Origin of the sequence: Nocardia macrotermitis (assembly GCF_009604405.1) — a bacterium.
Classification (GTDB): domain Bacteria; phylum Actinomycetota; class Actinomycetes; order Mycobacteriales; family Mycobacteriaceae; genus Nocardia; species Nocardia macrotermitis.
The window spans coordinates 41,138-66,684 of the sequence record NZ_WEGK01000013.1 but is presented as its reverse complement, the minus strand read 5'-3'; the positions used below and the strand labels follow the sequence as shown (position 1 = coordinate 66,684).

Genomic DNA, 25,547 nt, shown 5'->3' with positions numbered 1-25,547 from the left:
TCAGTAGATCTTCGCCTCGTGATCGCCCTCGGTGGTCAGCGGGCGACCGGCCTGCTGCCAGGCCACCATGCCCCCGGAGACGTTCACCGCGTCGAATCCGATATGCGTCAGGTACCGCGCGACCTGGACCGATCGCCCGCCCTGGCGGCAGATGACGTAGATCTCACGGTCGTAGTCCAGTTCCTCGGCACGCGCGGGGATGTCGGCCATGGGGATGTGCACGGCACCGGGTGCGTGCCCGAGCTGCCACTCGTCGTCCTCCCGGACGTCGAGCAACATCGCCGGTGTGGTCCCGGCATCATCGAATTCGGCAGGTAGCTCATCCACCGGCACCGATGGGATTTCGGGGCTCGTCACGTGTTCGATCCTGCCACGGCTGCCGGACCGATGGAGTATGTGGATAACTCCGCCGAAGTTATCCACATATCCACAACCTCATCCACAGGTAGAGAGTGTGGGGTCGACAACTCCCCCGTAACCCCCTGACCAGCAATGAAGCGCATGTGGGCGACCGATCCGAAACTCCCCTCCTCATGTCGGAGCGGTCGCCCACCGCCTTCAACGGGCCCCTCCGCGAGCTGCGGAACCGGCTGGCGGAACCGCGGCGGGGGAACCCGACATCTACTTGGACGCCGCGTACGCGCGTTCGGTTCCCTCGGTTTCGAAAAATCCCGGGCAACACCTACGGCAAACCGAAATCCCCGACATGTCGGTGGGTATCGGTAGCCTGGATCACATGGACGCGACCCGCGGGTTACTCGACGGATTGGATACGGCCGGACTCAACACCGCACTTGCCGAAGGCACCTGTCTGGGCCTGGTGCCCGACGCCGAGGCCGCGCGGGTTCGAATCGAACTCGAAGTGCTGACTCTCCCCACCGATGGGCCACCGCCCACGGATCATCGGGTGGACCTGACACTCACCGGCGTCAGCCGGGTGGCGGCGTCACTGCGCATGCAGCGTTGGGACGATGCCGAGCCGAAGGTCTTCCCGCTCACTCTGGACACCCTCGGCGAGGCCATCGCCGGATTCGGCGGCGGCGCCCTGCACGGCTGGGATTTCATCGACGCCGACGACAGCGGCTGGGCGCTGTGGCGCGAGCTGCTGAGCTTCGACACCACCGTCAGCGCCGAGCCGGGCACCCATCTGCTGGAGTTCTCGCAGCAGGAGGGCATCGATCCCCGCGAGCTGGATGTGCGGATCTGGTTCGAGGACGTCACGATCACCACCTCCGCCGGCACCGAGATCCCGCTCGCGGAATTCATCGCCGGCGGCGCGCGCTGGTGGAAGGCCCACGACGCCTGCGACCCCCGCACCATGCTGCCGGACGTCGCGCCGCCGATGTAGGTAGGCAAAGGTTCCCGGACGCAGCGGATTCCGATCATCGGGAATCTTTCCGTTCATCAGGAATTCCGGGGGCACGAACGCCGGTTGCACTGGAGCGGGTGTACGAATGATGGTTGGGTGTGCCCGGCAAGTCCGGGTGCAGACGGCCTGACATACGAGGGAAGGGACATCGTGGCTGAGTACACGCTGCCAGATCTGGACTACGACTACGGCGCCCTGGAGCCGCACATCTCCGGGCAGATCAACGAACTCCACCATTCCAAGCACCACGCCGCCTATGTCGCGGGCGTCAACGCGGCCGTCGAGAAGCTGGCGGCGGCGCGTGAGGCCGAGGATCACGGCGCGATCTTCCTGAACGAGAAGAACCTGGCCTTCCACCTGGGTGGGCACGTCAACCACTCCATCTGGTGGAAGAACCTGTCCCCGAACGGCGGCGACAAGCCGGTCGGCGATCTGGCCGCGGCCATCGACGACCAGTTCGGCTCGTTCGACAAGTTCCGCGCGCAGTTCACCGCCGCGGCCAACGGCCTGCAGGGTTCGGGCTGGGCCGTGCTGGGCTACGACCAGCTGGGCCAGAAGCTGCTGACCTTCCAGCTGTACGACCAGCAGGCCAACGTGCCGCTGGGCATCATCCCGCTGCTGCAGGTCGACATGTGGGAGCACGCGTTCTACCTGCAGTACAAGAACGTCAAGGCCGACTACGTGAAGGCGTTCTGGAACGTCGTCAACTGGGCCGACGTGCAGGACCGTTTCGCGCGCGCCACCGCGCAGGCCAAGGGCCTGGTCTTCGGCTGATCCGCCGGCGCCCGGCTGCGGGCGCATCCCCGGCAAACGGGCCCGCGAACCTTCCGGTTCGCGGGCCTGTGTCATGTTTCAAGCCTGTTACCTGCGCTTTAGCACTCTCTGGTACTTGTGTGCCAGACATTGTTCGGGCCATTCTCGGGTACTCACAACTTCAGGACGGCTCGCTTTCCCGGCAGCCATCCCGGTACCGATTCGGGAGGCCACGATGCACACGAACGATCCGGTTCTCATCACGCCGTTCCAGGCGCACGGATCACTGCGGGGATTTCTGATCGGGGGCCGCTGGCCGGACACCACGAAGGAGTGGGCGCAACTGCTCGCCCTCGCCGTGCGGGTGGCCACGTTACCCGGAATCCTCACCACGACAACGGTTTTCGGTGCACGCGAGGATCTGCCCGACGATCCAGAGCCCGGTACCGTCGGCCTGGTCCTGGCCGAGGGGCCGATCCTGGGCGAGCAGGCGCTCGAACCCGGACGGTTCGCCCGGCACGTGCCGCCCGCGCTGATGATGCTGCATCCGCCCTCGGAAACCCGCCCGTCGCTGCCCGAATGCAGCGGTGCGGCCTCGGGCTGCGTGCTGCTGCCGGGCGTGCCGCATCTGGGGTTGCAGCATCGCGCGGCCTGGGTGGAGGCCGAATCGGACGGCACGGTGACCTCGATGGTCAGCCGGGTGGGCGTGGATCCGATCAGTGATCCCGACACCGCGGTTCTGGCCATGTTGATCGCGGCATGAGCGGTCAGGCGCGAAGGCGGCAGCGGAGCGTAACCACGTAGCGCCCCGGGAATGCCGCCGTCGAACACAGCGTGAGGGTAGCCGAAACCTCTGCCGAGGATCGCCAAACTTATTGTGCGCATTGCGATTTCGATTACAGGAGGTTGGCAGCCGGGGCAGATTAGGGTAGGCTTGCTCACAGCGAAGGGGAGTAGCCCCCAATCGCGTGGTCGACATACTGATCCATCCGGGTCCGGCCACGCGAACCGGTATCGCGGCGGAGAGATTCATCCGCTCGTTCCGGTGGGCGAGACCTTCGGCCGATAACCAACCGACCGAATATTTCGGGTGCGTTGTCGGCCGGAGACGTCCCGTCTGCGGCCGGCAGGCCGGAGACCTGGGAGCGCAAGAATGATCGCCACGATACTGCTGAGTTTCGGTGTCCTGTTCCTCGCCGAGCTCGGCGACAAATCACAGCTGATGGCCCTGACCTTCGCGCTGCGTTATCGCTGGTGGGTCGTGCTCGCCGGGATCACCGCCGCCAGTATCGCGGTCAATCTGATCGCCGTCGGCGTCGGACATTTCCTCGGCGCGACGCTGCCGACCGGCGTCATCGCCCTGATCACCGCGGTCGTACTGCTCGCGGTCGGGCTGTGGACGCTGCGCGAGACCATCCACACCGGTACCGAGGACGACGAGGCCGCCGAACAGGATTCCGGCGCACGTTCGCCGTGGCGGGTGTTCTTCATGGTGCTCTCGGCGTTCCTGCTGGCCGAACTGGGCGACCGCACCATGTTCGCGATCATCGCGCTGGCCTCCAGCCACAACTGGGTCGCGGTCTGGATCGGTTCGGTCGTCGGTATGGTCGCCGCGGGCGGCGGGGCCATCGCCCTGGGCATCCTGCTCGGCAAGCACGTCCCCGAACGCGCCATCGCCATCGGTTCGGGCCTGCTGTTCCTCTACATCGGCGCCGCCACCCTGCTCTCGGCCTTCGCGCCGGGCCTGGGCCGCCTCACCGAATACGCGATCGCCCTGCTGGCTCCCGCGCTCGCCGGCGCCGTGCTGTGGGTGCTGAACCGGCGTTCGACGAACTCGGCATCGCGGCCGGCATTGCCGAACGAATCGGTCGAGAGCGGTTCCGGGCAGATCCGGTAACGCGAATCCGAGTCATCCGTCGGCGGCAGCCGACACCGGAACGGCCGTGGCGAGCAATGCCGCCGCGGCCGTTCTCGCATGTCGGAGGCAGTCCGGGTCGTTCAGCACCATCGCCCGGCTGGCCGCGCCGTCGGCGAGGACGGCGAGTTGTTCGGCCAGGGGTCCGGGGTGCGCGACGCCGAGTTCGGTGGTGAGTTCGGTCAGCCGTGCGACGAAACGCCGCTTCTGTTCGGCCGCGTATCGGTGGGCCGGGCTGTGCGGGTCCGGGAATTCGGCGGCCGCGTCCACGAAGGGGCAGCCGCGGATCGGGCCGTGCTGCGGGCCGAACGGTTCGAACAGGGCGAGCAGCCGTTCCCGCACCGGGAGATCCGCGCGGTCCAGCACGGCTTCGGTGGTGCGGCCGGAATCGATCAGGTCGCGCAGATAGCCGACGACCAGGTCGTCCTTGGTCGGAAAGTGCGTATAGAGGGTGCGTTTGGATACCGGGGCGGCGAGGGCGATCTGTTCCATACCGGTCGCGGTGATCCCCTGGGTTTCGAACAGGGCGGCGGCCGCGGCGAGGATGCGTTCGCGACCGCCGCGGCCGCGTCGGCGGCGGATCGGGCGCGGTTCGGTCACCGCTTAACCATACATTGCCGTGTACTTAAGGGCGCGATTCGTGCTAGCGTTCCTCACGTCAAGTAAACGGTTCCGTTCACATAAGAACTCGGAGGAAACTCGTGACCGCGCCGCACACCCGCACCACCACCCGCGACGAGATGGTCGACCACGCCGAACACCTGATCCGTTCCCGACGAGCCGTTCGCGCGTTCCGCCCCGATCCCGTCCCGCCCGACACGATGCGCGCGATCTTCGCCCTCGCGAACGGCGCGCCCTCGAACTCCAATACCCAGCCCTGGACCGTCGAGGTGGTGAGCGGGTCGGCACGCGATCGGTTGGCCGAGGCGCTCTCGACCGCGCACGCCCGGCAGCAACTCTCGGTCGACTTCCCCTACCGCGACGAGCTGTACAACCCGCAACACCAGCGCCGACGCAGCGAATTCGGCGAAACGATGTACACCGCCCTCGGCATCGCCCGCGAGAACCAGGCCGCCCGCGACGCACACACCGCTGAGGGGCTGCGCTTCTACGGCGCACCGCACGTCGCGCTGCTGTGCACCCCCGCCGACGCGGACGCCCGAATGACCGCCGACGTCGGCATGTACGGCCAAACCCTGCTGCTGGCCATGACCGCCCACGGCATCGCCAGCTGCCCCCAGGGCCTACTGGGCTTCTACGGCGACACCGTCCGCGAAACGCTGGGCATCAGCGGCACCAAGATCCTCTTCGGCGTCTCCTTCGGCTACGCCCTGGCATCCGCCCCGGTGAACAACCTCACCATCACCCGCGCCGAACTGCACGAGACGACGCGATTCCACACATAGACGCCGAGCGAGCCTCATTGGCGACGAAAGCCGATGGCTCCCTTCGATATTCGAGATCAGCGCGAGGTGATCGGCTCCTGCTGGCCGAACAGGTCGCCGCTGCGGCGGAGTAGTTCGAGCAGTGGTTCGCGCAATGCTCGCAGGCCGTCCAGGTCGTCGGCGGCGACCCGGGCGGTGACCATCGCGCTGAGCGCGGCGACCAGGGTTTGGCAGGCGAAATGTTGTTCGGCGGTGTGGGCGTCGAGGATGTCGGCGACCATGGTGGCGAAGGATTCCTGGAGTTCGCCGCGCCGGGCGATGGCCTCGGGGCCGACCGCGTAGACCTCGATGAGGAACAGGCGGGCGTCGGCGGGTTCGGCGGCGAGCCCGCTCAGGTACGCGTCCAGCATCGCCTCGATCCGCTCCTCGCGGGTCACCGGCGCGGGCTCAGGCGTTCCGGTCGCCTCGACGATCCGTTCCAGCAGCAGCCGCGCGGCCCGCTCGTAGGCCGCCTCGAAACAGTCCTCCTTGGAACGGAACTGCTCGTAGAACGTCTCCCGCGACACCCCCGCCCGCTTGATGATCACCGCGACAGACGTTCCCACATAACCGTTTTCGGCCATCGCCTGCGCCATCGCCGTCAGAATCCGATCCCGCTGCGACGCGACCACCGTCTCCCGAGGCAGCCCGTGCCGCCCCCGAGGCAACTGCCGCCCCGCCACCACCGGATCAGACATCGATGCGACCCCACTGTCCCTATACGACTTTCCTCCATTCTGTCCCACCGAGATCATCGGCGGATCCCGCACCGAGAAGCACCACCACGGCCTACCGACACACCAACTCTGGGATCACCCGGTCCCGCCGACCATCAACAACGCCAACTTCAAGGTCACCCAGTTCCGCCAACTCCGAATAACGCCGACTGCAAGGGTCGGGGCCCGGCTCGATTCTGGACTGACGGAGCGGGGAGCGAAGCGGAGGAGGGAAGAATCGAGCCTTCGGGGCCCCGACCACGCCGGAGCGGAGCGGAGGCCAAAAATACAGCCAGTTACTGTTCCTATTGACGGATGGCCAGCGAAGGGCCGTGTCAACGACGAGAGGACCAAACACCGTGGAGATTTCGGGCTCTGCCGCAATCATCACCGGCGCTGCGTCCGGCCTGGGGGCCGCGACCGCCAAGCGGTTCGCCGACCAGGGCGCGACCGTATTCGGATTCGATCTGCAGCAGTCGATCGAGCGGGCCGGCGACAGCGTTCCCGCCGGTGTCACCCTGCTCCCCACCGATGTGACCAGCGGCGACGAGGTCACCGCCTCGGTGGCGACGGTCGTCGAGTCCGGCGTGCCGCTGCGTATCGTGGTGAACTGCGCGGGCGTCGGCTGGGCGGGGCGGATCCTGTCCAAGAACGGGCCGCACGATCTGGAGCTGTTCCGGACCGTCATCACCGTGAACCTGCTCGGCTCGTTCAACGTGATGCGCGTGGCCGCCGACGCGATCTCCAAGACCGAGGCGCTGGACGAGTACGGCCAGCGCGGCGTGGTGATCAACACCGCGTCGGTGGCGGCGTTCGAGGGCCAGATCGGCCAGATCGCCTACTCCGCGTCCAAGGGTGGCGTCGCGGGTATGACCGTTCCGGCCGCGCGTGACCTGGCGCAGTTCGGCATCCGGGTGAACACCATCGCCCCCGGCATCATCGACACCCCGATGCTGGCCGGCGTCACCGAGGAGTACCGCAAGGGCCTCGAGGCCGGGGTGCCGTTCCCCTCGCGCCTGGGCCGCCCGGACGAGTACGCGCAACTGGCGCAGTACATCACCGAGCACGACTACCTCAACGGCGAGACCTTCCGCATGGACGGCGCGCTGCGCATGGCGCCGCGCTAGCCTGCGGAACCGAAAAGCTCAGGCCCGCACCGGAATTCGGTGCGGGCCTGATTCGTTGCGCGGCGGTAGGGTACCGCGCGGGAAGACTACTGGGCGCGGACCGCCGAAGCCTGCGGACCCTTCTTGCCCTGGGTGATCTCGAAGGTCACGTTCTGACCCTCCTCGAGCGCGCGGTAGCCGTTGCCCTCGATCTCCGAGTAGTGCACGAACACATCCGCGCCGCCGTCGTGGGAGATGAAGCCGTAGCCCTTCTCCGCGTTGAACCACTTCACGGTTCCCTGAACCATTGTTTCTCCTGACGAGGTGTTGCTGATCACCGCAGTTCGCGATGACCGGGTGGCCGCACATCAGACGGCGACTACTACTTGCCTCGCAAGGAGAAGCGACGCCCGCACAATGTTCCGCGCGAGCGTGTCAAACACGAGCACACAAAAACTGCGACCACTATGTCCAACCCCCGGGCCCCGAGCCGAGTTCCGAGATTCACCGGACAGTGACCTGGATCACAGTTTTGCGACGCGGGCTCCGTCGCGGAGACGGAACCCGCGCCCATCGAACTACAGCGTGCGGGTCAGCCGATCGGTGAGGATCCCCGCGAAGTGCGCCGGATCCTTCAATTCCCCACCCTCGGCGAGAACCGCAGTGCCGTACAGCAATTCGGCGGTCTCGGCGAGTTCGGCGGAATCACCGGCGTCGGCGGACTCCTTGTCCTTCAGGTACGCCTCCCGCAACCCCGTGACCAGCGGATGCGTCGGATTCAGCTCCAGGATCCGCTTGGACTCCGGCAGCGCCTGCCCCGACGCGCGATACATCCGCTCGAGCTGCGGAGTGAAATCGAAGACGTCCCCGACCAGGCACGCGGGCGAGGTGGTCAGCCGCGAACTCAGCCGCACCTGCTTCACGCTCTCGTCCAGCGCCTGCTGCAACCAGGTGCAGACGTCGCCGAAGTCCTTGTCCTGCTGCTCACGCAGCTGCTCCGACGCCTTCTTCTCGTCCTCGGACTCCAGATCCACCTCGCCCTTGGCGATGGACTGGAACGCCTTGCCGTCGAAATCGGTGACCTGCCCGACCCACATCTCGTCGACCGGATCGGTCAGCACCAGCACCTCGAAACCCTTGGCCTTGAACGCCTCCATATGCGGCGAGGACTCGATCTGCCGACGCGATTCGCCGGTCATGTAGAAGATCTTGTCCTGCCCCTCGCCCATCCGCGACACGTAGTCCGCGAGCGTGGTCGGCTTCTCCTCCGAATGCGTGGACGCGAAAGACGAGACCTGCAACAGGGTTTCGCGATTGTCGAAGTCGGACAGCAAGCCCTCCTTGAGAACTCGCCCGAACTCCGTCCAGAACGTCTCGTACGAGGTCTTGTCCTCGGCGTTCTGCAAGTCCTTCACCGTCGAAAGCACCTTGCGCACAAGACGTTTCCGAATCGCCTGGATCTGCCGATCCTGCTGCAGGATCTCGCGCGAGACGTTCAGCGACAGATCCTGCGCGTCCACCACACCCTTGACGAAGCGCAGATACTCCGGCATCAGCTCTTCGCAGTTGTCCATGATGAACACCCGCCGCACGTACAGCTGCACGCCGCGCTGATGCTCACGCATGAACAGATCGAACGGCGCCTGCGACGGAATGAACAGCAGCGCTTGATATTCGAATGTGCCCTCGGCCTTGAACGGGATCGTCTCGAGCGGATCGTCCCAGGCGTGCGAGACGTGCTTGTAGAACTCCTTGTACTCCTCGTCGGAGACCTCACTGCGCGGCCGCGTCCACAGCGCCTTCTGCGAGTTGAGCGTCTGATCCTCGAGGATCGTCTTCTCTTCCTTCTCCTCGCCTTCGCCCTCGGTGATGGTCCGCTCGACCTGCATGCGAATCGGCCAGGCGATGAAATCCGAGTACTTCTTGACGATCTCGCGGAGCTTCCACTCCTGCGTGTAATCGAAGAGGTGATCGTCCTCGTCCGCGGGCTTGAGGTGCAGCGACACCGCCGACCCCTGCGGCCCGGAATCCAGCGTCTCGATGGTGTAACTCGACGAACCGGCCTCGGACTCCCAGCGGGTGACCTCGGTTTCACCGGCCTTACGGGTGGTCAGGGTGACCTTGTCGGCCACCATGAACGTGGAATAGAAGCCGATGCCGAACTGCCCGATCAGCTCCTCGGCCGCCTGGTCGGGCTTGGCCTCCAGCAGCTGCTTACGCAGCTGGGCGGTGCCCGACTTGGCCAGCGTGCCGATCAGATCCACCACCTCGGCGCGCGACATGCCCACACCGTTGTCGCGGACGGTCAGGATCCGGTTGTCCTTGTCGACTTCCAGCTCGATGTGCAGATCCGCGGTGTCGACCTCCAGATCCTTGTCCTGATAGGACAGCAGCCGCAGCTTGTCCAGGGCATCGGAGGCATTGGAGATCAGTTCCCGCAGGAACGTGTCCTTGTTCGAGTAGACCGAGTGGATCATCAATTCCAGCAGCTGATGGGTCTCGGCCTGAAACTCGAGTTTCTCGACGTGCTCAGTCACGTGCCCGATAGTACGTCGAGGGTGATCGGGCTAGCGAAAGTCCGCCATGCTCGGCACCTCGGCCTCGGCGCTGCGGCCGCCGGGCGTCGAGGGCACCATCCAGTCCCGGAGCACCTGCGTCGCGCGGACGTCGTCCTCGTTGTATTCCAGCAGCCGGGTGCGCTGGGACATGTCCACCTCGCCGTCGTCGTAACCGACCGCGAGCCGATACCAGCTCATCGACGCCTCACCACCGGCCTCGGCATCGCGCCAGGCGAATCCGGCGACCGGGGCGACCTTCTTCAAGCCCTTGCCGTTCGGGCAGATGAACTGTTCGGAGACCGCCTGGAACATGTCCACCCATTCCGGGCCGTCCACGAAATCGCGCACCTGATCCTCGGTCGGCACGCCCGGCATACCCGCGAAGCGGCGCGCCGACTCGTACATCCACTTGTCCTCGGCGTTACGCGAATAGCAGTACGCGGCAAAGGTTTTCCCGGCCGCAGCGGCCTCGGCCCGACGTGCCATCAGCCAGGTCCAGAATTCGGCGAACGAGCGGCCCTCGTCCAGCGTGGGCACCGGATCCCAGGTGACGAACGGGCGGTAGACCCCGTCCAGCAGCGTGCCCCAGAGGTAGGCGCCGAACTCCTGATAGCTCTCGAGATCGACGTCCACCTCGACGTCCGCGCGCCGCACCTGCAACCGCTCGACCCGCCGGACCAGCGGCGCACCGGAAATCCAGGCGCGCGCGGTGACCACGGTCTCGGTGAACGGCTCGTACTGCCAGTCGTCCGGCTCCTCGCCGGACCAACCGGCCAGATCCTCGACGGTCTCCACATCGTGACGGCGCAGCAGCTCCGCGCGCGAACCGGGCGCGACCAGGCTGACGTCGTGGTGCTCGGTCAGCCAGCGTTCACAGCTGAGTTCCTCGGGGCTGCCCGCGCGGGACCACCACGGGCACTGCCGGCATTCGGGCACCTTGGACGGCACCGTCGGCAGCTCGCCGCGGATCACCGCGATCCGGTCGGCGTAGCGGCGGTCGTAATCGTCGAGCAGTCCGGCCAGATCGTGGATCAGGATGCGGTCGAAGGCCAACCCGATCGCGCCGCCGACCAGGGCCGGACTGGCCAGCCCGTGCCGTTGCAGCATGCGGTAGAGGTGGACCAGGCGCTGCTGGTCGCGCGGCTGCGGGCGGGTGCGCACATGCCGGTCCGGCTGCGGATTCCACTGGTAGAGATCGGAAGTCAGCGGATGATGGTCGGCCGGATCGGGCTGCCGGGCATCGGTCACCTTGTGATTGACCACGATCACCGGGATGTAACCGCCGCGCACCTCGTCGCGCAGCAGGATCTCCACGCCACCGCGCCGCCCGGTATCGAACTCCTGCGGCAGCGTCGCACCCCAGATCCGTTGCGCCCCTTGCGAACACGCCGCCATCGTGGCCTCGGCACGGGTCGCGCCCGATCGCTCCCGATCGATCACCACCCACCGCTCGGGCTGCGCCGCGACCAGCGTGTCCCGCACATGATCGCGATGCGCCACCGCCGCGTCACGCCGCTGCTGCACCCCCGCGTCCTCGGCGACCCCGGACAGCACCTCCGGGTGCGCGGCGGTCAGGTGCAGGCGATGACGGCACCCGATCAACGACCGCGCGTCGAGAAACGCCACCCGCTCCCGCTCCCCCACCCCCGAATCGGCCCCGGCATCACGCACCGACGCCGATCGCCGCTGCCCATGATTGCCGTTGTCCTCGCGACCATCTCGGTCACCATCGCCCGATTCCACACCGCAAGTATGGTCCCCACCCCCGACAAGTACGGGTACCGGCTCCGCACGGCCGTCCAGGATGTGAACGGCCGATCGCATGCTGTGGTGCCACCGGGACCCGCGTCGGGTATAAATTCACCGAGTACTTACCACGCAAACTGGCCGGTAGGCCACCGCGAACCAACGGCGACAGGGCACAACCCGATGACAACGGGTTTGCGGCAGGGTCGGGCCGCGAATCACGCCGTAGCGGAGCGGAGGCCAAAGACACAGGAGGCTGCCATGGGGTTGTTCACCAAGCGCAAGCGGCGCGCGGACCGCAAAGCCGAGGCGAAGGCCCTCAAGCACAAGGCCGGGCTGGAGGCCAAACTCTCCGCGCGCAACGAGCGCAGACGGCATCGGACGTTGGAGCGGAACGAGCGCGCGGTGACCAAACAGCAGATCTCGACGCTCAAGGCCGAGGAGAAGGCCGCGCTGAAGACGGCCGAGAAGGCCGATCGGGAGCTGTTCAGCGCCGGACAGGTGAAGAAGTATCTGGGCGTGGCCCGGGTGCTGATCCCGGTGCTGGCGCCGCTGGCCTATCGGGCCGCGACCTTCGTGCGCGGCCAGATCGACACCCGTCGCGCCCAGCGCCTGGGCATCGGACTCGATCAGCTCGGCGACTTCTCCGGACACGGCGCGCGGCTGCAAGCGCGGATCAGCGGTGCGGAATCGGCGCTGTCCGAGATCTCCGACAAGGCCGGCAAGGACGCCGAGACGCAGAAGTTCGTCACCGCCTCGCAGGACCGGCTGAACAGCCTGACCGCCGCGGTCCGCACCGCCGAGCAGATGCCCGCCCCGCGGCGTCGCGCGGTGCACACCTCCATCTCCAACGAGCTGTCCGGCGTCGAATCCGATGTGCTCGCCCGGCTGGGCGTGCGCTGATCCGCACGCCGGCCGACCGATAGACCGGCGATGCGTCGCACGCCAGCACCCGGGTCCGGGGGCCGCACGGCCGCCGGGCCCTTTCGTGGTGTGCTGGTCGGCGCGAGTGTCGCCACGCTCGCGGTGGCCGCGCACGGACTGGCCGGCGGCGGCTGGCCCGGATCCGCGGCGCTGACGCTGCTGCTGTTCGCCGCGGCGGGCATCGGCGCGATCGCCACCCTGCTCCCGGTCCCATCCGGAACCCCTTCCCGCGCAGCCCTTCTCACCGCCCTGGCCGCCGGACAGCTGGCCGCGCACCTGGCGCTGTCCGTCCCCGCCGGACCGGACCCGATGGCCATGGGCCGTGAATCCTGCGGTGCGGCAGGCACATTCCTGGCCGCCGCGGGACTGCCCGACGGTCCGATGGCCGCCGCACACGCGATCGCCACGCTGCTCTGCGCGACGCTCATCGCCGTCGCCGAGCGGCTGTACTCCGTTGTCTCCCGGGCGATCCGGACCCTCACCGCGCCGATCCGGCCGCTGCCCACACCGCGCGCGGCCCGTTGGCTCGACGCCCCTTTCGACCTACACCGCTTTCTGCACGCCGGATCCCTCGGCTCGCGCGCACCGCCGCTGTCGGCCTGACCGACCGACATCACCCACTTTCACGCAGAAAGCACACCTTCATGCCCATCGGAATCCCGCGCGCCCTGTTCACGACCGGCGCGGTGGCCGGGCTGGCCCTGCTGGCCACCGGAACCGCCGCCGCCCACGTCCACGTCACCTCGCCCGGCGCGGCCCAGGGCGGTAACGCCGTCCTGACCTTCAGCGTCCCCGACGAATCGGTGACCGCGTCCACCACCAGCCTCGCGGTCACCCTGCCCGGGGTCGACTCCGCCCGCACCCTGCCGCTGCCGGGCTGGACCGCGAAGCTGGACAAGAACGACAAGAATCAGTACACGACCGTCACCTGGACCGCCGATCCCGGCACCCCGGGTATCGCACCGGATCAGTTCCAGCTGTTCACCGTGCAGGTGTCCCCGCTGCCCAAGCAGGCCAAGGCCGAATTCCCGTCCGTGCAGACCTACAGCGACGGCAAGGTCGTCAGCTGGAGTCAGCAGACCGGCCCGGACGGTAAGGAGCCGGACAACCCGGTCCCGACGCTGACCCTGGCCACGGCTGGATCCGATCACGAGCATCCGATGAACATGGAGATGGACGCCGACTCGTCCACCGCCGAATCGGCCTCGGCGTCCGGGTCCGACACCACCGCGCGCTGGCTGGGCGGCGTCGGACTGGTGCTGGGCGCGCTCGGTGCGGCCATGGGACTGGGCACACTGATCCGGAGCAGGCGGTCATGAGCGGCCGCACACTGTCCTCCAGCACAGTGCCACCGGCAGGCCACGAACTGCGCTCGGTCCATGACACCTCGCCCGCGGCCCGGCGGATGTCGCACGCCGTTCGCCGCGCGGTCGGCGCGGTCGCGATCGCGCTGCTGACCGCCGGACTGGCCGTGCTGGGCGCCGGTCCGGCCGCGGCGCATTCGGTGCTGGTCTCGGTCGATCCGGCGGACGGCGCGCAGCTGTCCACCGGTCCGGCCCGGGTGACGTTCACGTTCAACGAGAACCTCCAACCGAGTTTCCCGTCGGTGACCGTCGTCGGCCCGGACGGCAATCTGTGGTCCGAGGGACAGCCGGTGGTGGACGGTCCGCGCGTCAGCATCGCGGTCCGCGCACTCGGTCCGGCGGGTAAGTACACGATGGCCTACCGGGTGACCTCCGCGGACGGCCACCCGGTCAGCGGCACCCGCAGCTTCACCCTGACCGCGGCCGGACACGGCACACCCGGACCGAAGGCCGATGCCGCGAGCAGTTCCGGCGGCGGCGGGTCCGGCGGGGTTCCGGTGTGGGTGTTCATCGTCGGCGCGGTCGTACTGTTCGGCGGTGGACTGGCATTCGCGCTGCTCGGCGGGAAGACCGGGAAGAAGACGAGTAAGCGGTGAGTTCGAAGACGATCGGCGGCAGCGCACCCGCGTTGCGGTCGGCGGTGTTGCTGGTCGTCCCGGCCGCGGTCCTGGGCACGGTGCTGGCCTGGGCGCTGGCCGCCTCGGACCCGATGCAGTCCGAGGCCCCGGTCCGCGCCCTCGCGGACTGCGCCGGGGCCACCGTGGTCGGCCTGGCCGCGCTGCCTCGGCTGCATCGCCGGATCGATCCGCCGTGGCGGCAGCTGGCCGTGGTCGCCGGGATCTGGACCGTGCTGGAGTTCGCGGTGCTGGCCTGTGCCGCGGCCCAGGTCGTCGGGGTGCCGGTGCATCGGCTGGGGATGAACGCGTTCGGCACGTATCTGGCGCATGTCAGCAGCGGACAGGTCGGCATCGCGATTCTGCTCGGGACCGCGGTGGTGACCGGGTACTGCGCCCTGGCCCATCGGCAGCCGGACCGGGCCGCGATCGATCTGGTGCTGATGTTCGCGGCCGTGGCCCTGGAGTTGCGGCCGATCACCGGACACATGTCGCAGCAGACCCTCGGCGCGGTCTTCGCGGCCGTGCACGTGCTGGCCGCGGCGGTCTGGTTCGGACTGCTGCTGGCGCTGGCCGTGGTGCTGCGGTCGCGTGGGGAGTGGGCCGAGGTACTGCCCCGCTATTCGGCCTGGGCGCTGCCCGCGGTGGCCGCGGTCACGGTCAGCGGCGTCATCGACGGACTGGTCAAACTCGGCGGCCTGACACCCCTGCTGGACACCGGTTACGGCCGCATCCTGCTGGCCAAGGCGGTCCTGCTGCTCGGACTGCTGGCCCTGGGCTGGTGGTGGCGCCGCACCTGGGTGCCCGCCGCGGCGGACCACCGCCTGTCCGCGGACACGTCCCTGCGCCGCGCGATCATCGAAGTGACCGTCATCGCCGTCGTATTCGGCTTGGCCGCAACCCTTTCCGTCACGGCCTGAGCACCCCCGGACCGGACACCACCGGAATTCACGTTCCGACCGCCGTCGAAACCGGCGCCGGCCGATACCCGGCACACCCCGATCCCGGACCGGACAGCCTTCCGATTCCGGACCCGGCACACCCCGTCCAGCCCACCTTCGAAAACCCGCTCCGGCCGATACCCGACACGCCCCGATCCCGGACCGGACAGCCTTCCGATTCCGGACTCGGCACACCCCGTCCGCACCATCCGGCATCCGCGTTCGGAGTGGTCCGGCCGGGTCCCTCGAGCCAGCGTGGCGAGCCCGAACGAAGCTCGCAGAAAGGTCTCAGGGAATGCCGACGGGCCCCATGGCAAGCTTGCAGCCGTGACCGAATCAGCAGACACCGTCGCCACCGCAGACCTCGCCGATGAGATCGGTCCCGAGATTCGCAGTTGTGACACCCAATTCACGCAGTTCGGCGGGCGCGAGACATTCGCGGGCCGCATCGTCACGATCCGCTGTTTCCAGGACAACCTTCTGGTCAAGCAGACCCTGGGCGAACCGGGCGAAGGTCGGGTACTGGTCGTCGACGGCGGCGCGAGCGTGCACACCGCACTGGTCGGGGACATCATCGCCGGACGCGGCGTGGACAACGGCTGGTCCGGCGTCGTGGTCAACGGCGCGGTCCGCGATTCGGCGATCCTGCGCACCCTGGAGATCGGCCTCAAGGCCCTGGGCACCAACCCGCGCAAGAGCACCCAGACCGGTTCCGGCGAACGCGATGTGCCCGTCGAATTCGGCGGCGTCACCTTCGTCCCCGGCGAGACGCTCTACAGCGATCCGGACGGAATCGTGGTGCGCGCCGAGTGAATTCGCGGCGCGGCGTCAACCCCCGTTGCGCACCCGGGCCCGGTGCCCGGCGATGGTGACCACGTCACCGGCCTGCAACTGACGTCCGCGCCGTAGTTCGACCTCGTCGTTCACGCGCACCAAACCGGCGGCGATCACGGTCTTGGCCTCCGAGCCGCTATCGATCAGGTTGGCCAGCTTCAAGAATTGCCCGAGTCGAATGACCTCGTCATCGATCGGCACATCGACTGGATCCGACATGGGTAACATCTTCACCTCTCGCGCCCGCGGCGGCGCAGGCACCCCCCGCGGCGACCTCGGCGCGCCCGCACGGGGCACGGACATGCACACCGACGTTCCGCATTCGAGCGAGGTCAACATTCACACTGGTTCGGTGACATCGACATCCGGCGTAGCGCCCTCCGAGCGCCGGCGCTCCAAACCCGACCGGCAGCACGACGCCGCGCGATCCCCCGAGGTTCCGCACCGCGCGCACGGCCGGCTCAGCGAGGTTCCGCATCTGGCCGGGCTGGTGCTGGGCACCTTCGCGGTGCTGTGCATGCTGTGGAGCATCTCCCCCGGCCTGCGGTTCATCACGCAGGTGCCGCGGCACTACATCGACGACTACTACTTCGACGCGCCCGACACCTCGCTGGTGTGGGCCTTGATCATCGGCCTGCTCGCGGGCGCGACGGCCAGCCGAAAACGCATCGCGTGGTGGCTGCTGGTGGCGTACATGGCCTCGTTCGCCGCGGCCAACGCCATCGAATTCGGCGACGAACGCAATATCGGCTCGCTGGTCGCGCTGATCGTGCACGTCGTGGTGATCGGCCTGCTGATCGCGGCCTGGCCGGAGTTCTACACCCAGGTGCGGCGCGCGGCGGTGTGGAAGGCCCTGGGCGTGCTGGGCGGCGGTCTGGTGACGGGCTTCCTGCTCGGCTGGGGTCTGGTGGAACTGCTGCCGGGGACGCTGCCGCGCGGTGTGGAACGCCCGCTCTGGGCGGTCTCCAAGGTCACCGCGGCGATCCTGGTCAGCACCGACAGCTTCGACGGTCATCCGAAACACTTCGTGGACCTGCTGCTGGGTTTCTTCGGTTTCCTCGCGGTGATGGCCGCGGCGATGGTGCTGTTCAGCTCGCAACGGGCGTCCAACGCGCTGACCGGACTGGACGAATCCGCGTTGCGCGGCCTGCTCGAACGCTCCGATGTCGAGGATTCGCTGGGCTACTTCGCCACCCGGCGTGACAAGGCCGTCGTCTTCGCCCCCAGCGGTAAGGCCGCGGTCACCTATCGCGTGGAACTGGGCGTCTGCCTGGCCTCGGGCGATCCGATCGGACCGAAGGAAGCATGGCCGCAGGCCATCGACGCGTGGTTGCGCCTGGCCGATCAGTACGGCTGGGCCCCGGCGGTGATGGGCGCGAGCGAGTCGGGCGCGACCGCGTACCGCCGCGCCGGACTGTCCGCGCTGCGGCTGGGTGACGAGGCGATCCTGGAGACCCGCACGTTCTCGCTGGCGGGCCCGGAGATGAAACAGGTGCGGCAGGCGGCGAATCGTCTCCGCAAACAGGGCATCACCGTGCGTATCCGCCGCCACAACGAGATCACCCCCGAGGAATTCACCCGCGTCATCGCCAACGCCGACGCCTGGCGCGACACCGAGACCGAGCGCGGCTTCTCGATGGCCCTGGGCCGCCTCGGCGATCCGCTGGACGGCGACTGCCTGCTGGTCGAGGCCGTCGCGCACGGCGAATCCGATGACGACGAACGCGTCCTGGGCATGCTCTCGCTGGTCCCGTGGGGCCGCACCGGCGTCTCGCTGGAACTGATGCGCCGAGATCCCAAGGGCCCCAACGGCGTCATGGAGTTGATGATCTCTCAGCTCGCGCTGAGTTCGGAGCAGTACGGCATCACCCGGGTCTCGCTGAACTTCGCGGTCTTCCGCGCGGTCTTCGAGGAGGGCGGGCGGATCGGCGCGGGCCCGGTGCTGCGGTTGTGGCGCGGCGTGCTGATGTTCTTCTCGCGCTGGTGGCAGCTCGAGGCGCTGTACCGGTCCAACGTGAAGTACCAGCCGCAGTGGGTGCCGCGGTTCTCGCTGTTCGAGGAACGTCGCCAACTCGTCCGCGTCGCCGTGGCCAGCGCTCTGGCCGAGGGCTTCCTGCCGCGTTTCGGCAAACAGCCGGATCCGATGCAGCACACCGGTATTCGTTCCGCGGTCCCGCCGACCATGACCGGTCTGCACGCCGACGGCAGCCCGCCCGAGCTGCCCCCGGAGGAACTCGAGCAGCGCGGTCCGCGTCGCCCGGAACAGGTGCGGGTGCGGATGGACAAGGTCGCCCGGCTCGAGGCCGCCGGGATCGACTCCTATCCGGTCGCGTATCCGCCGACCCATTCGGTCAACGACGCGCGGCGCTCGCCGAAGGGCACCACGGTGCGGGTCTGCGGCCGGCTGCTGCGCATCCGCGATTACGGCGGCGTCATCTTCGCGGTGCTGCGGGACTGGTCCGGCGATATCCAGCTGGTCATCGATCGCGGCCGGGTCGGCGTGGACCGGGCGCACGAATTCGACGAGTTCTTCGATCTGGGCGATCTGATCGAGGTCAGCGGCCAGATCGGCGCGAGCCGCCGCGGTGAGCTGTCGCTGCTCGCGCAGGACTGGCGGATGATCGGCAAATGCCTGCACCCACTGCCGGACAAGTGGCGCGGCCTGTCCGATCCCGAGGCCAAGGTGCGGCAGCGCTACGTCGACATGGCGATCAATGTCGACACCCGCGAGATCCTGGCCAAACGCAGCGCCGTGGTCCGCTCCCTGCGCGACACCCTGAACGGATGGGGCTTCCTCGAGGTGGAGACCCCGGTGCTGCAACAGGTGCACGGCGGCGCGAACGCCACCCCCTTCCAGACCCACATCAACGCCTACGACCTGGACCTGTACCTGCGCATCGCACCCGAGCTCTACCTCAAGCGGCTGTGCGTGGGCGGTATGGAGAAGGTGTTCGAACTGGGTCGGGTGTTCCGCAACGAGGGCGTGGACTACAGCCACAATCCGGAGTTCACGATCCTGGAAGCCTATGAGGCGCACAGCGATTACATGCGGATGATGCACGCCTGCCGCCAGCTCATCCAGGACGCCGCCCTCGCCGCGAACGGCAGGATGGTCGCGCTGCGCCCGCAGGCCGACGGTTCGCTGGCGGAGGTCGACATCTCCGGGGACTGGCCGGTCAAGACCGTGCACGACGCCATCTCGCAGGCCCTGGGCGAGCGGATCACCGCCGACACCGACGTCGAGCAGCTGCGCGCGCTGTGCGACAAGGCCGAGGTGCCGTACCAGTGCGGCTGGGACGCGGGCCAGATCGTGCTGGAGATGTACGAGCACCTGGTCGAGGACCGCACCGAGGAGCCGACCTTCTACATCGACTTCCCCACCTCGGTCTCGCCGCTGACCCGCGCGCACCGCAGCGTCGCGGGCGTCGCCGAACGCTGGGATCTGGTGGCGTGGGGCGTCGAGTTGGGCACCGCCTACAGCGAACTGACCAACCCGATCGAACAGCGTCAGCGGCTGACCGAACAGTCCCTGCTGGCCGCGGGCGGCGATCCGGAGGCGATGGAACTGGACGAGGACTTCCTCCAGGCCCTCGAACACGCCATGCCGCCGACCGGTGGACTGGGCGTCGGCGTGGACCGCGTGGTCATGTTGATCACCGGCCGCAGCATCCGCGAGACACTACCGTTCCCGCTGGTCAAGCCCCGTACCTGAGGCCCGGGGTGAGCGCGGCCGACACCGGTACGGCACAGTGATGACGTGCAGCTGGTACTGGTACGTCACGCCCAACCCGAGCGTCTGGTCGTCGCCGATGGTCCCGCCGATCCGGAACTGACCGAGATCGGCCGCGAGCAGGCCGCGCGGGTTCCGGCCGCGCTGGCCCGGCTCGAGGGCGGCGGGCATCGCATCGCCCGGATCGTGTCGAGTCCGCAGGCGCGGGCCCGGGCCACGGCCGCGCCGAGCGCCGCGAAATTCGGTCTGCCGGTGGACATTCTGGACGGTCTGGCCGAATACGACCGCGAACTACCGGCCTATCTGCCGATCGAGGACGCCCGCAAGGCCGCCGAAGCGGGTGTCGAAACCGATTCCGCGCAGGCCGAATTCGCCGCGGTGTACCGGCGGATCAAGGCGGGATATCTGCCCGAGCAGATCGATGGGGAGGCATTCCGGGCGCGGGTTTTCGCGGCGGTCGAGCAGATCGTCGCGACGACCGGACATTCCGATACCGTGGTCGTTTTCGCGCACGGCGGAGTGATCAATGTACTGACCCAACGGATCCTGGGTCTGGAACGGCCGCTGACCTTTCCGATCGACTATTGTTCGATCACCCGGATCCTGTACTCCCGCACCGGAAATCGCACGGTGGCCACCATCAACGAGAACGGCCACGTCTGGGATCTGTTGCCGCGCAATCTATCCGGCCGCTGAATCCCGTCTCGTCACCGAATTCCCGGCTACACCTCGTACATTCGGGTCGGGAATTGCTCCACCGCCCATTCCAGCGACTCCCACAGATCCAGCCAGACCCGCAGCCGGGGCTCGGTCTCGTCCAGTCCGGCCCAGATGATGCTGAACGTCCCCGCGAGCACCTCACGCTCGCGTTCGGGCGCCCGCACCGACACCGCGAACGGTATCCCCACCGCGAGCCGGGTCAGGATGATCTGATCGTCTTCCGCGGGCTTCCCGGCGACCTGATGCCCCGGCGCTTCGGCGACCCAGATCCACTCCACCCCGGTCCCCGGGACCTGCGAGGTCAGCGTGTTGGTGAGGTATTCGCGGACCGTGCCCTCGGGATTCTCGCCGAGCACCAGCAGCCCGACCTCGTTGTCCACGTACAGATTGCGGAAGTCGTCCCGCGGCGCGGTGTGCGCGGGATTGCGGTGGTATTCGCGGATCAGCTTGCCGTGCTCGTCCACCGGGAACAGTCCGCGCACCGCGCCGGGCGGCACATATCCGCTGGGATCGTCGACCCAAGCCGGATCGATGTCGACCACCGACCCACCGGCATTGGCCGCCGCCGCCTCGATCAGCCCCGGTGGTGGTTCCCACTCGGGCGGCACGGTCTGGACATCCCATTGCGGCGCGGCCGGTGGCGTGGATTCTGGTGCGGAATCGGTCATGGGACCGGAAATCCCCCTAACGGTGGACAGCTCGACGGCCGAGCGTAGTGCAGCATCCGAACAAGAGCAAAGGGTGATTCGATCGCGCGAATTCCGCACTCGCACTCCAGCAGTCACATTTGCGCCAGCACGGATGCGGATGGATGATTCCGCGGCGTACCCCCGTAAAATCACGCTCGAACGGTCGGCCTGAAACTCTCAGCCGATTATGAGGCTTGTCGGACGCTCCTCTCAACAATGGATCGTTCGATGGGACACCGTGAACCGCCGCACTGCGCGGTCATGTCCGAGAGAAAGGCAGCTCGTTGCTCTCCACGAGAAAGTCCACATCTTCCCGGCGGCTGGTCGCCCGCATCGCCGTCGCGGGCGTCCTGGCCGCCGTTCCGCTGGCCGCGGTCGCGGGCCCGGCCCTGGCCGACGCCCCCTCTGCCACCCAGGTCGACCGGCACCACGACGACTGGGACCACCACGGCCCCCGCTTCCCCGGTGGCCCGCGCATTCCCGGCCCGGACTGGAACCACGGCTGGGATCGTCCCCACTTCCCCGACGTGAACCCGGGCTGGTGGAACCACGGCTTCGATCGCGGCCCTTGGGCGCCGCCGTCCGGCTCGGCCGGATAATTCCCCCTCGGTGACCGCCGACGACACGGTCATCGGGTGTGCGAGGGCCACTTCCTTCCCGGGGAGTGGCCCCCGTCGTGTTCCCGGCACGTGTTTCCCGACACGTCATGTGCTCGGCATGCGAGTTCGTATGGGACATGGAACAATTCGAAATGCCTGATCATCGTGCACGAGCCGGATCGGGCGCACGGTCCCAGCCAATTGCCAGGTTGCACTTAACGGGGACCAAGCCACGGACGTTTCGATGGACTCCATGGCCACCGCGAAGGTGGTCGGCAATCTATCGAAAGGCAGTCTCGTGAAGACAAACCGCACCCGCCGCATCGTGAGCCGCGTGGCCATCGCAGGCGCTCTGGCCGTGGTTCCCGTGGCGGCCGTGGCCGTCCCCGCATTCGCCGCCGCGCCGAGCGGGATCGCCATCGACTGGCAGCAGCCGGGCGGCCACCAGGGTGGCCCCGGCGGCCAGGGCCACGACGACCACCGCGGCGGCCCCGGCGGCAACCGCGACGATCACCACAACAACCCCGGCCCGCAGGCCCCCGGCCCGCAGCAGTTCCTCCCGCGCACCGGCTCGGCGGGCTGATCCAGCCCCGACTCCAGGGCCTGTGATTCACTCCGGACCGGTGCTCCACTCCGACAGGCCCGGCACGCACCGAGTACCGATCGACTCCGCAGCGAGCAGATCGGCTCCGGATACGGCGAGGGCCACTTCCGCTGCGGGAAGTGGCCCTCGTCGATCGGTTCGAATATGCCGGCGCCGCTGGGCAACTCGGCGATAGCGCTACGCCAGTCCGGCGATCCAGTTGTGCATCCACGACACCGCGGTCTGGCCGCCGCCGACGTGGTAGCTGCCGTAGGAGGTGTGCGCCCCGGACCCGTAGAACTTCTCCAGCTGCTGCACGCGCTTCTTGTTCGCGCCCTCGCTCAGCTGGGTGCTCAGCGTGCCGATACCGCCGCTGGACATCAGATCGCCCACGATCGACCCGGCCTCGAGCTGGTAGCGCCAGATGCTCGCCGGATTCGGATCCGAGGTCTCGGCCAGGAAGCCCGCGAACCGCGTGATGAAGTCGTCGGACTTGGTGGAGCAGTACAGATCCTGCGGATCGCAGATGGTGCGCACCCGATCGCTGACGAACCCGAAGCCACCCGGACGGGCGCCGCTGGCACCCGCGCCGCCGGCCCGCGGGCCGACCTGGATGTCGGTGGGCGAACGCCGCGGATCGGAGATCAGGCCGACGCCCGCGATGCGGCTCGGCGGCACCACGCCGATGCCGGTGCCGATCTCGGCGGCCACGTCACCGGCCGCGTCCGCGCCCTGGCTGTAGCCGACGATGGCGATCTTGGTCGCCGCGCAACGCGCCGCCATCGCCTTGATCATGCCGCGGGCGTTGTTGGCCGCCTGCGACTTGGATTTGCCGTAGACGTCGCCCTCCCACGGGAAGGCGGTCGCGGCGTAGTCGACGTAGTCCACTCGCGTGCCGCTGGGCATCCCCCTGGTGACGCCCGCGAGCATGCCGGGACCGTGCATGTGCTCGGCCTTGTCCGGACCGGTCTCCCAGGTTCCGGGAATCGCCACGACGTAGAGGTTCGGGCAGGACGGCGCCGCGCTCGCGGCACCACTTCCCAGGATCACACCCGACAATCCCGACAACGCAACCGCGGCCGCGGCCGCAGCAACCCTTTTCAACCGCATACTGCTCCAGTTCCACCCTGCCCAGACCTGGGCATCCCGAGTTCTTCCAGACAAATGGTGAGGTAGCCGGATGGCAGTTTGGTTAACCGTGGGCGAACAAACTACCAGACTCGGGTGAGACTGGAAACAGACCGTTTGCCCGTCGACACCGCACCGTGATCAACAATAGATGGACGGGCTCGCCATTGCCATTCGACGTCCGAAACCCGTCCGATTTCCAATCCGGAGCGGCCGGGAAATCGGACGAAGAGACGAAAAGCGCCCGCGAACAACAACGTTCGCGGGCGCTTCGCGCGTATGAGCTATCCGTTCGACCGGATCAACGCTGCGCCACAGCCGTCGGCGCGATCGGCGCGGGCAGCGCCGACTCACCCTCGAGGTACGCGTCCGCCGCCGCAGCCGCCGAACGTCCCTCGGCGATGGCCCACACGATCAGCGACTGACCGCGACCCATATCGCCCGCGACGAACACGCCGGGCACGGTGGTCTGGAAACCCTTGTCCCGCTTCACATTCCCGCGCTGGTCGTAGCCGACGCCCAGATCCTCGAGCAGCCCCGGCTTCTGCGGACCGGTGAAGCCCATGGCCAGCAGCACCAGATCGGCCTCGAGCGTGAAATCGGTGCCCTCGATCTTCTCGAAACGCCCGTTCACCATCTGCACCTCGTGCGCCTGCAAGCCCGTGACCTTGCCGTCCGCGCCCACGAACCGCTCGGTGTTGACCGAGTAGACCCGCTCGCCACCCTCCTCGTGCGCCGAGGACACCCGGAACATCAACGGATAGGTCGGCCACGGCGTCGAGGTCGCGCGCTCCTCCGGCGGACGCGGCATGATCTCGAACTGGTGCACGCTCTCCGCACCCTGGCGGTGCGAGGTGCCCAGGCAGTCCGCACCGGTGTCGCCGCCACCGATGATGACGACCTTCTTACCGCGCGCGTGGATCGGCGGCAGGCCGTCCGCGTCGGTGATCGGGTCGCCGAGCTGCACCCGGTTGGACAGCGGCAGGAATTCCATCGCCTGATGGATGCCGTCCAGATCCCGTCCGGGCACCGGCAGATCCCGCGCGATGGTCGCGCCACCGGCCAGCACCACCGCGTGGAACTGCTCGCGCAGCTCATCGGCGGTGATGTCCACGCCGACGTTCACCCCGGCGCGGAAGACGGTACCCTCGGCCTCCATCTGCGCCAGCCGGCGATCGATGAAGCGCTTCTCCATCTTGAATTCCGGGATGCCGTAGCGCATCAGGCCGCCGATGCGGTCGTCACGCTCGAACACCGTGACGGTGTGCCCGGCCCGGGTGAGCTGCTGGGCCGCGGCCAGACCGGCCGGACCCGAACCCACGACCGCGACCTTCTTACCGGTCAGCCGGGTCGGGTAGACCGGGGTCACCCAGCCCTCGTCGAAGGCGTTCTCGATCAGCTCGACCTCGACCTGCTTGATCGTCACCGCGTCCTGGTTGATGCCCAGCACGCAGGACGCCTCGCACGGCGCGGGGCACAGCCGCCCGGTGAACTCCGGGAAGTTGTTGGTCGCGTGCAGCCGGTCGATGCCGTCGCGCCACTGGCCCTTGTAGACCAGGTCGTTCCACTCCGGAATCAGGTTCCCGAGCGGACATCCGTTGTGGCAGAACGGAATTCCGCAGTCCATGCAGCGGCTGGCCTGGGTCTGCAGGGTCTCGTGCGCGAAACCCTCCTCGTAGACCTCTTTCCAGTCCATCAGCCGCAGCGGCACCGGCCGCCGGGTCGGCAGCTCACGTTTGGTGTGCTTCAGGAAGCCCTGTGCGTCACCCATTTTCGACTCCACACGTCAGCGCCAGGCCGGCGCACCCGTCAATTCCAGTGCGTCGCACCACAG

General features: G+C 67.9%; 26 protein-coding genes. 16 read left to right on the top strand and 10 right to left on the bottom strand.

Annotated elements, in window-relative coordinates:
* The gene (locus tag NRB20_RS26940; RefSeq protein ID WP_406603879.1) at positions 1-357 is read right to left on the bottom strand and encodes a rhodanese-like domain-containing protein; all 357 of its coding nucleotides are present in this window, start codon (positions 355-357) and stop codon (positions 1-3) included.
* Between the two features lie 379 nt (positions 358-736).
* Here NRB20_RS26940 and NRB20_RS26935 point away from each other — a divergent pair, with 379 nt between their 5' ends.
* From NRB20_RS26935 to NRB20_RS26920, 4 genes are all read left to right on the top strand, one after another.
* Positions 737-1,348 carry a hypothetical protein gene (locus NRB20_RS26935; protein WP_153413894.1) on the top strand — a complete coding sequence of 204 codons (612 nt, stop codon included), beginning with the start codon at positions 737-739 and terminating at the stop codon, positions 1,346-1,348.
* A gap of 171 nt (positions 1,349-1,519) precedes the next feature.
* Positions 1,520-2,143, top strand: coding sequence for a superoxide dismutase (locus NRB20_RS26930; RefSeq protein ID WP_319945449.1), 624 nt, complete (start codon positions 1,520-1,522; stop codon positions 2,141-2,143).
* Positions 2,144-2,357: 214 nt separating this feature from the next.
* Positions 2,358-2,885, top strand: coding sequence for a peptidase (locus NRB20_RS26925; protein ID WP_153413892.1), 528 nt, complete (start codon positions 2,358-2,360; stop codon positions 2,883-2,885).
* Positions 2,886-3,275: 390 nt separating this feature from the next.
* Complete coding sequence (locus NRB20_RS26920) at positions 3,276-4,019, top strand: TMEM165/GDT1 family protein (protein WP_153413890.1); 744 nt, start codon at positions 3,276-3,278, stop codon at positions 4,017-4,019.
* 12 nt (positions 4,020-4,031) lie between these two features.
* On the opposite strand, the gene NRB20_RS26915 is transcribed toward NRB20_RS26920, so the two are convergent.
* Positions 4,032-4,637, bottom strand: coding sequence for a TetR/AcrR family transcriptional regulator (locus NRB20_RS26915; protein ID WP_319945448.1), 606 nt, complete (start codon positions 4,635-4,637; stop codon positions 4,032-4,034).
* Positions 4,638-4,738: 101 nt separating this feature from the next.
* On the opposite strand from NRB20_RS26915, the gene NRB20_RS26910 reads away from it, so the two are divergent.
* Entirely contained in the window at positions 4,739-5,443 is a 705-nt protein-coding gene (locus NRB20_RS26910) for a nitroreductase (protein ID WP_319945447.1), read from the top strand.
* A 56-nt stretch (positions 5,444-5,499) separates the two neighbouring features.
* Here NRB20_RS26910 and NRB20_RS26905 read toward each other — a convergent pair whose 3' ends face one another.
* Positions 5,500-6,159: a TetR/AcrR family transcriptional regulator gene (locus NRB20_RS26905; RefSeq protein ID WP_153413888.1), complete on the bottom strand. Its 660-nt coding sequence runs from the start codon at positions 6,157-6,159 to the stop codon at positions 5,500-5,502.
* 377 nt (positions 6,160-6,536) lie between these two features.
* Here NRB20_RS26905 and NRB20_RS26900 point away from each other — a divergent pair, with 377 nt between their 5' ends.
* Positions 6,537-7,304 (top strand): SDR family NAD(P)-dependent oxidoreductase, encoded by a 768-nt coding sequence (locus NRB20_RS26900; protein ID WP_319945446.1) that lies wholly within the window; start codon positions 6,537-6,539, stop codon positions 7,302-7,304.
* An 86-nt stretch (positions 7,305-7,390) separates the two neighbouring features.
* Here the strand turns inward: NRB20_RS26900 and NRB20_RS26895 are convergent, their stop codons facing one another.
* From NRB20_RS26895 to NRB20_RS26885, 3 genes are all read right to left on the bottom strand, one after another.
* Positions 7,391-7,591 carry a cold-shock protein gene (locus NRB20_RS26895; protein ID WP_153413884.1) on the bottom strand — a complete coding sequence of 67 codons (201 nt, stop codon included), beginning with the start codon at positions 7,589-7,591 and terminating at the stop codon, positions 7,391-7,393.
* Between the two features lie 270 nt (positions 7,592-7,861).
* A complete protein-coding gene (htpG, locus tag NRB20_RS26890) occupies positions 7,862-9,820 on the bottom strand; it encodes a molecular chaperone HtpG (RefSeq protein WP_319945445.1) in 1,959 nt (652 codons plus the stop codon).
* 30 nt (positions 9,821-9,850) lie between these two features.
* The gene (locus NRB20_RS26885) at positions 9,851-11,584 is read right to left on the bottom strand and encodes a TM0106 family RecB-like putative nuclease (RefSeq protein WP_319945444.1); all 1,734 of its coding nucleotides are present in this window, start codon (positions 11,582-11,584) and stop codon (positions 9,851-9,853) included.
* A 264-nt stretch (positions 11,585-11,848) separates the two neighbouring features.
* On the opposite strand from NRB20_RS26885, the gene NRB20_RS26880 reads away from it, so the two are divergent.
* The 6 genes from NRB20_RS26880 (at position 11,849) to rraA (ending at position 16,243) form a co-directional block, all read left to right on the top strand.
* Positions 11,849-12,490 carry a DUF6474 family protein gene (locus tag NRB20_RS26880; protein ID WP_153413880.1) on the top strand — a complete coding sequence of 214 codons (642 nt, stop codon included), beginning with the start codon at positions 11,849-11,851 and terminating at the stop codon, positions 12,488-12,490.
* 30 nt (positions 12,491-12,520) lie between these two features.
* Positions 12,521-13,114 carry a hypothetical protein gene (locus NRB20_RS26875; RefSeq protein WP_153413878.1) on the top strand — a complete coding sequence of 198 codons (594 nt, stop codon included), beginning with the start codon at positions 12,521-12,523 and terminating at the stop codon, positions 13,112-13,114.
* 41 nt (positions 13,115-13,155) lie between these two features.
* Positions 13,156-13,830, top strand: coding sequence for a YcnI family copper-binding membrane protein (locus NRB20_RS26870; RefSeq protein ID WP_153413876.1), 675 nt, complete (start codon positions 13,156-13,158; stop codon positions 13,828-13,830).
* 86 nt (positions 13,831-13,916) lie between these two features.
* A complete protein-coding gene (locus NRB20_RS26865) occupies positions 13,917-14,471 on the top strand; it encodes a copper resistance CopC family protein (RefSeq protein WP_153414107.1) in 555 nt (184 codons plus the stop codon).
* Positions 14,468-15,409, top strand: a complete 942-nt coding sequence (locus tag NRB20_RS26860) for a CopD family protein (protein WP_319945443.1) — start codon at positions 14,468-14,470, stop codon at positions 15,407-15,409. The genes NRB20_RS26865 and NRB20_RS26860 overlap by 4 nt, the downstream gene beginning before the upstream one ends.
* A gap of 348 nt (positions 15,410-15,757) precedes the next feature.
* Complete coding sequence (gene rraA, locus NRB20_RS26855; RefSeq protein ID WP_319945442.1) at positions 15,758-16,243, top strand: ribonuclease E activity regulator RraA; 486 nt, start codon at positions 15,758-15,760, stop codon at positions 16,241-16,243.
* Positions 16,244-16,258: 15 nt separating this feature from the next.
* Here the strand turns inward: rraA and NRB20_RS26850 are convergent, their stop codons facing one another.
* On the bottom strand, positions 16,259-16,483 hold the full coding sequence (locus NRB20_RS26850) for an RNA-binding S4 domain-containing protein (protein WP_153413874.1): 225 nt from the start codon (positions 16,481-16,483) through the stop codon (positions 16,259-16,261).
* A gap of 82 nt (positions 16,484-16,565) precedes the next feature.
* Here NRB20_RS26850 and lysX point away from each other — a divergent pair, with 82 nt between their 5' ends.
* Complete coding sequence (gene lysX / locus NRB20_RS26845) at positions 16,566-19,976, top strand: bifunctional lysylphosphatidylglycerol synthetase/lysine--tRNA ligase LysX (protein WP_153414104.1); 3,411 nt, start codon at positions 16,566-16,568, stop codon at positions 19,974-19,976.
* A gap of 45 nt (positions 19,977-20,021) precedes the next feature.
* The gene (locus tag NRB20_RS26840; RefSeq protein WP_319945440.1) at positions 20,022-20,690 is read left to right on the top strand and encodes a histidine phosphatase family protein; all 669 of its coding nucleotides are present in this window, start codon (positions 20,022-20,024) and stop codon (positions 20,688-20,690) included.
* 26 nt (positions 20,691-20,716) lie between these two features.
* Here NRB20_RS26840 and NRB20_RS26835 read toward each other — a convergent pair whose 3' ends face one another.
* A complete protein-coding gene (locus tag NRB20_RS26835) occupies positions 20,717-21,382 on the bottom strand; it encodes a hypothetical protein (RefSeq protein ID WP_153413872.1) in 666 nt (221 codons plus the stop codon).
* A 305-nt stretch (positions 21,383-21,687) separates the two neighbouring features.
* Between NRB20_RS26835 and NRB20_RS26830 the strand changes: the two genes are divergently transcribed.
* Both NRB20_RS26830 and NRB20_RS26825 read left to right on the top strand, forming a co-directional pair.
* Positions 21,688-22,002: a hypothetical protein gene (locus NRB20_RS26830; RefSeq protein WP_153413870.1), complete on the top strand. Its 315-nt coding sequence runs from the start codon at positions 21,688-21,690 to the stop codon at positions 22,000-22,002.
* Between the two features lie 334 nt (positions 22,003-22,336).
* Positions 22,337-22,585 carry a hypothetical protein gene (locus tag NRB20_RS26825; RefSeq protein WP_153413868.1) on the top strand — a complete coding sequence of 83 codons (249 nt, stop codon included), beginning with the start codon at positions 22,337-22,339 and terminating at the stop codon, positions 22,583-22,585.
* 198 nt (positions 22,586-22,783) lie between these two features.
* Here NRB20_RS26825 and NRB20_RS26820 read toward each other — a convergent pair whose 3' ends face one another.
* Positions 22,784-23,695 (bottom strand): cutinase family protein, encoded by a 912-nt coding sequence (locus NRB20_RS26820; RefSeq protein WP_153413866.1) that lies wholly within the window; start codon positions 23,693-23,695, stop codon positions 22,784-22,786.
* A gap of 319 nt (positions 23,696-24,014) precedes the next feature.
* Positions 24,015-25,484: a glutamate synthase subunit beta gene (locus NRB20_RS26815; protein WP_153413864.1), complete on the bottom strand. Its 1,470-nt coding sequence runs from the start codon at positions 25,482-25,484 to the stop codon at positions 24,015-24,017.
* Positions 25,485-25,547 lie beyond the last annotated feature (63 nt).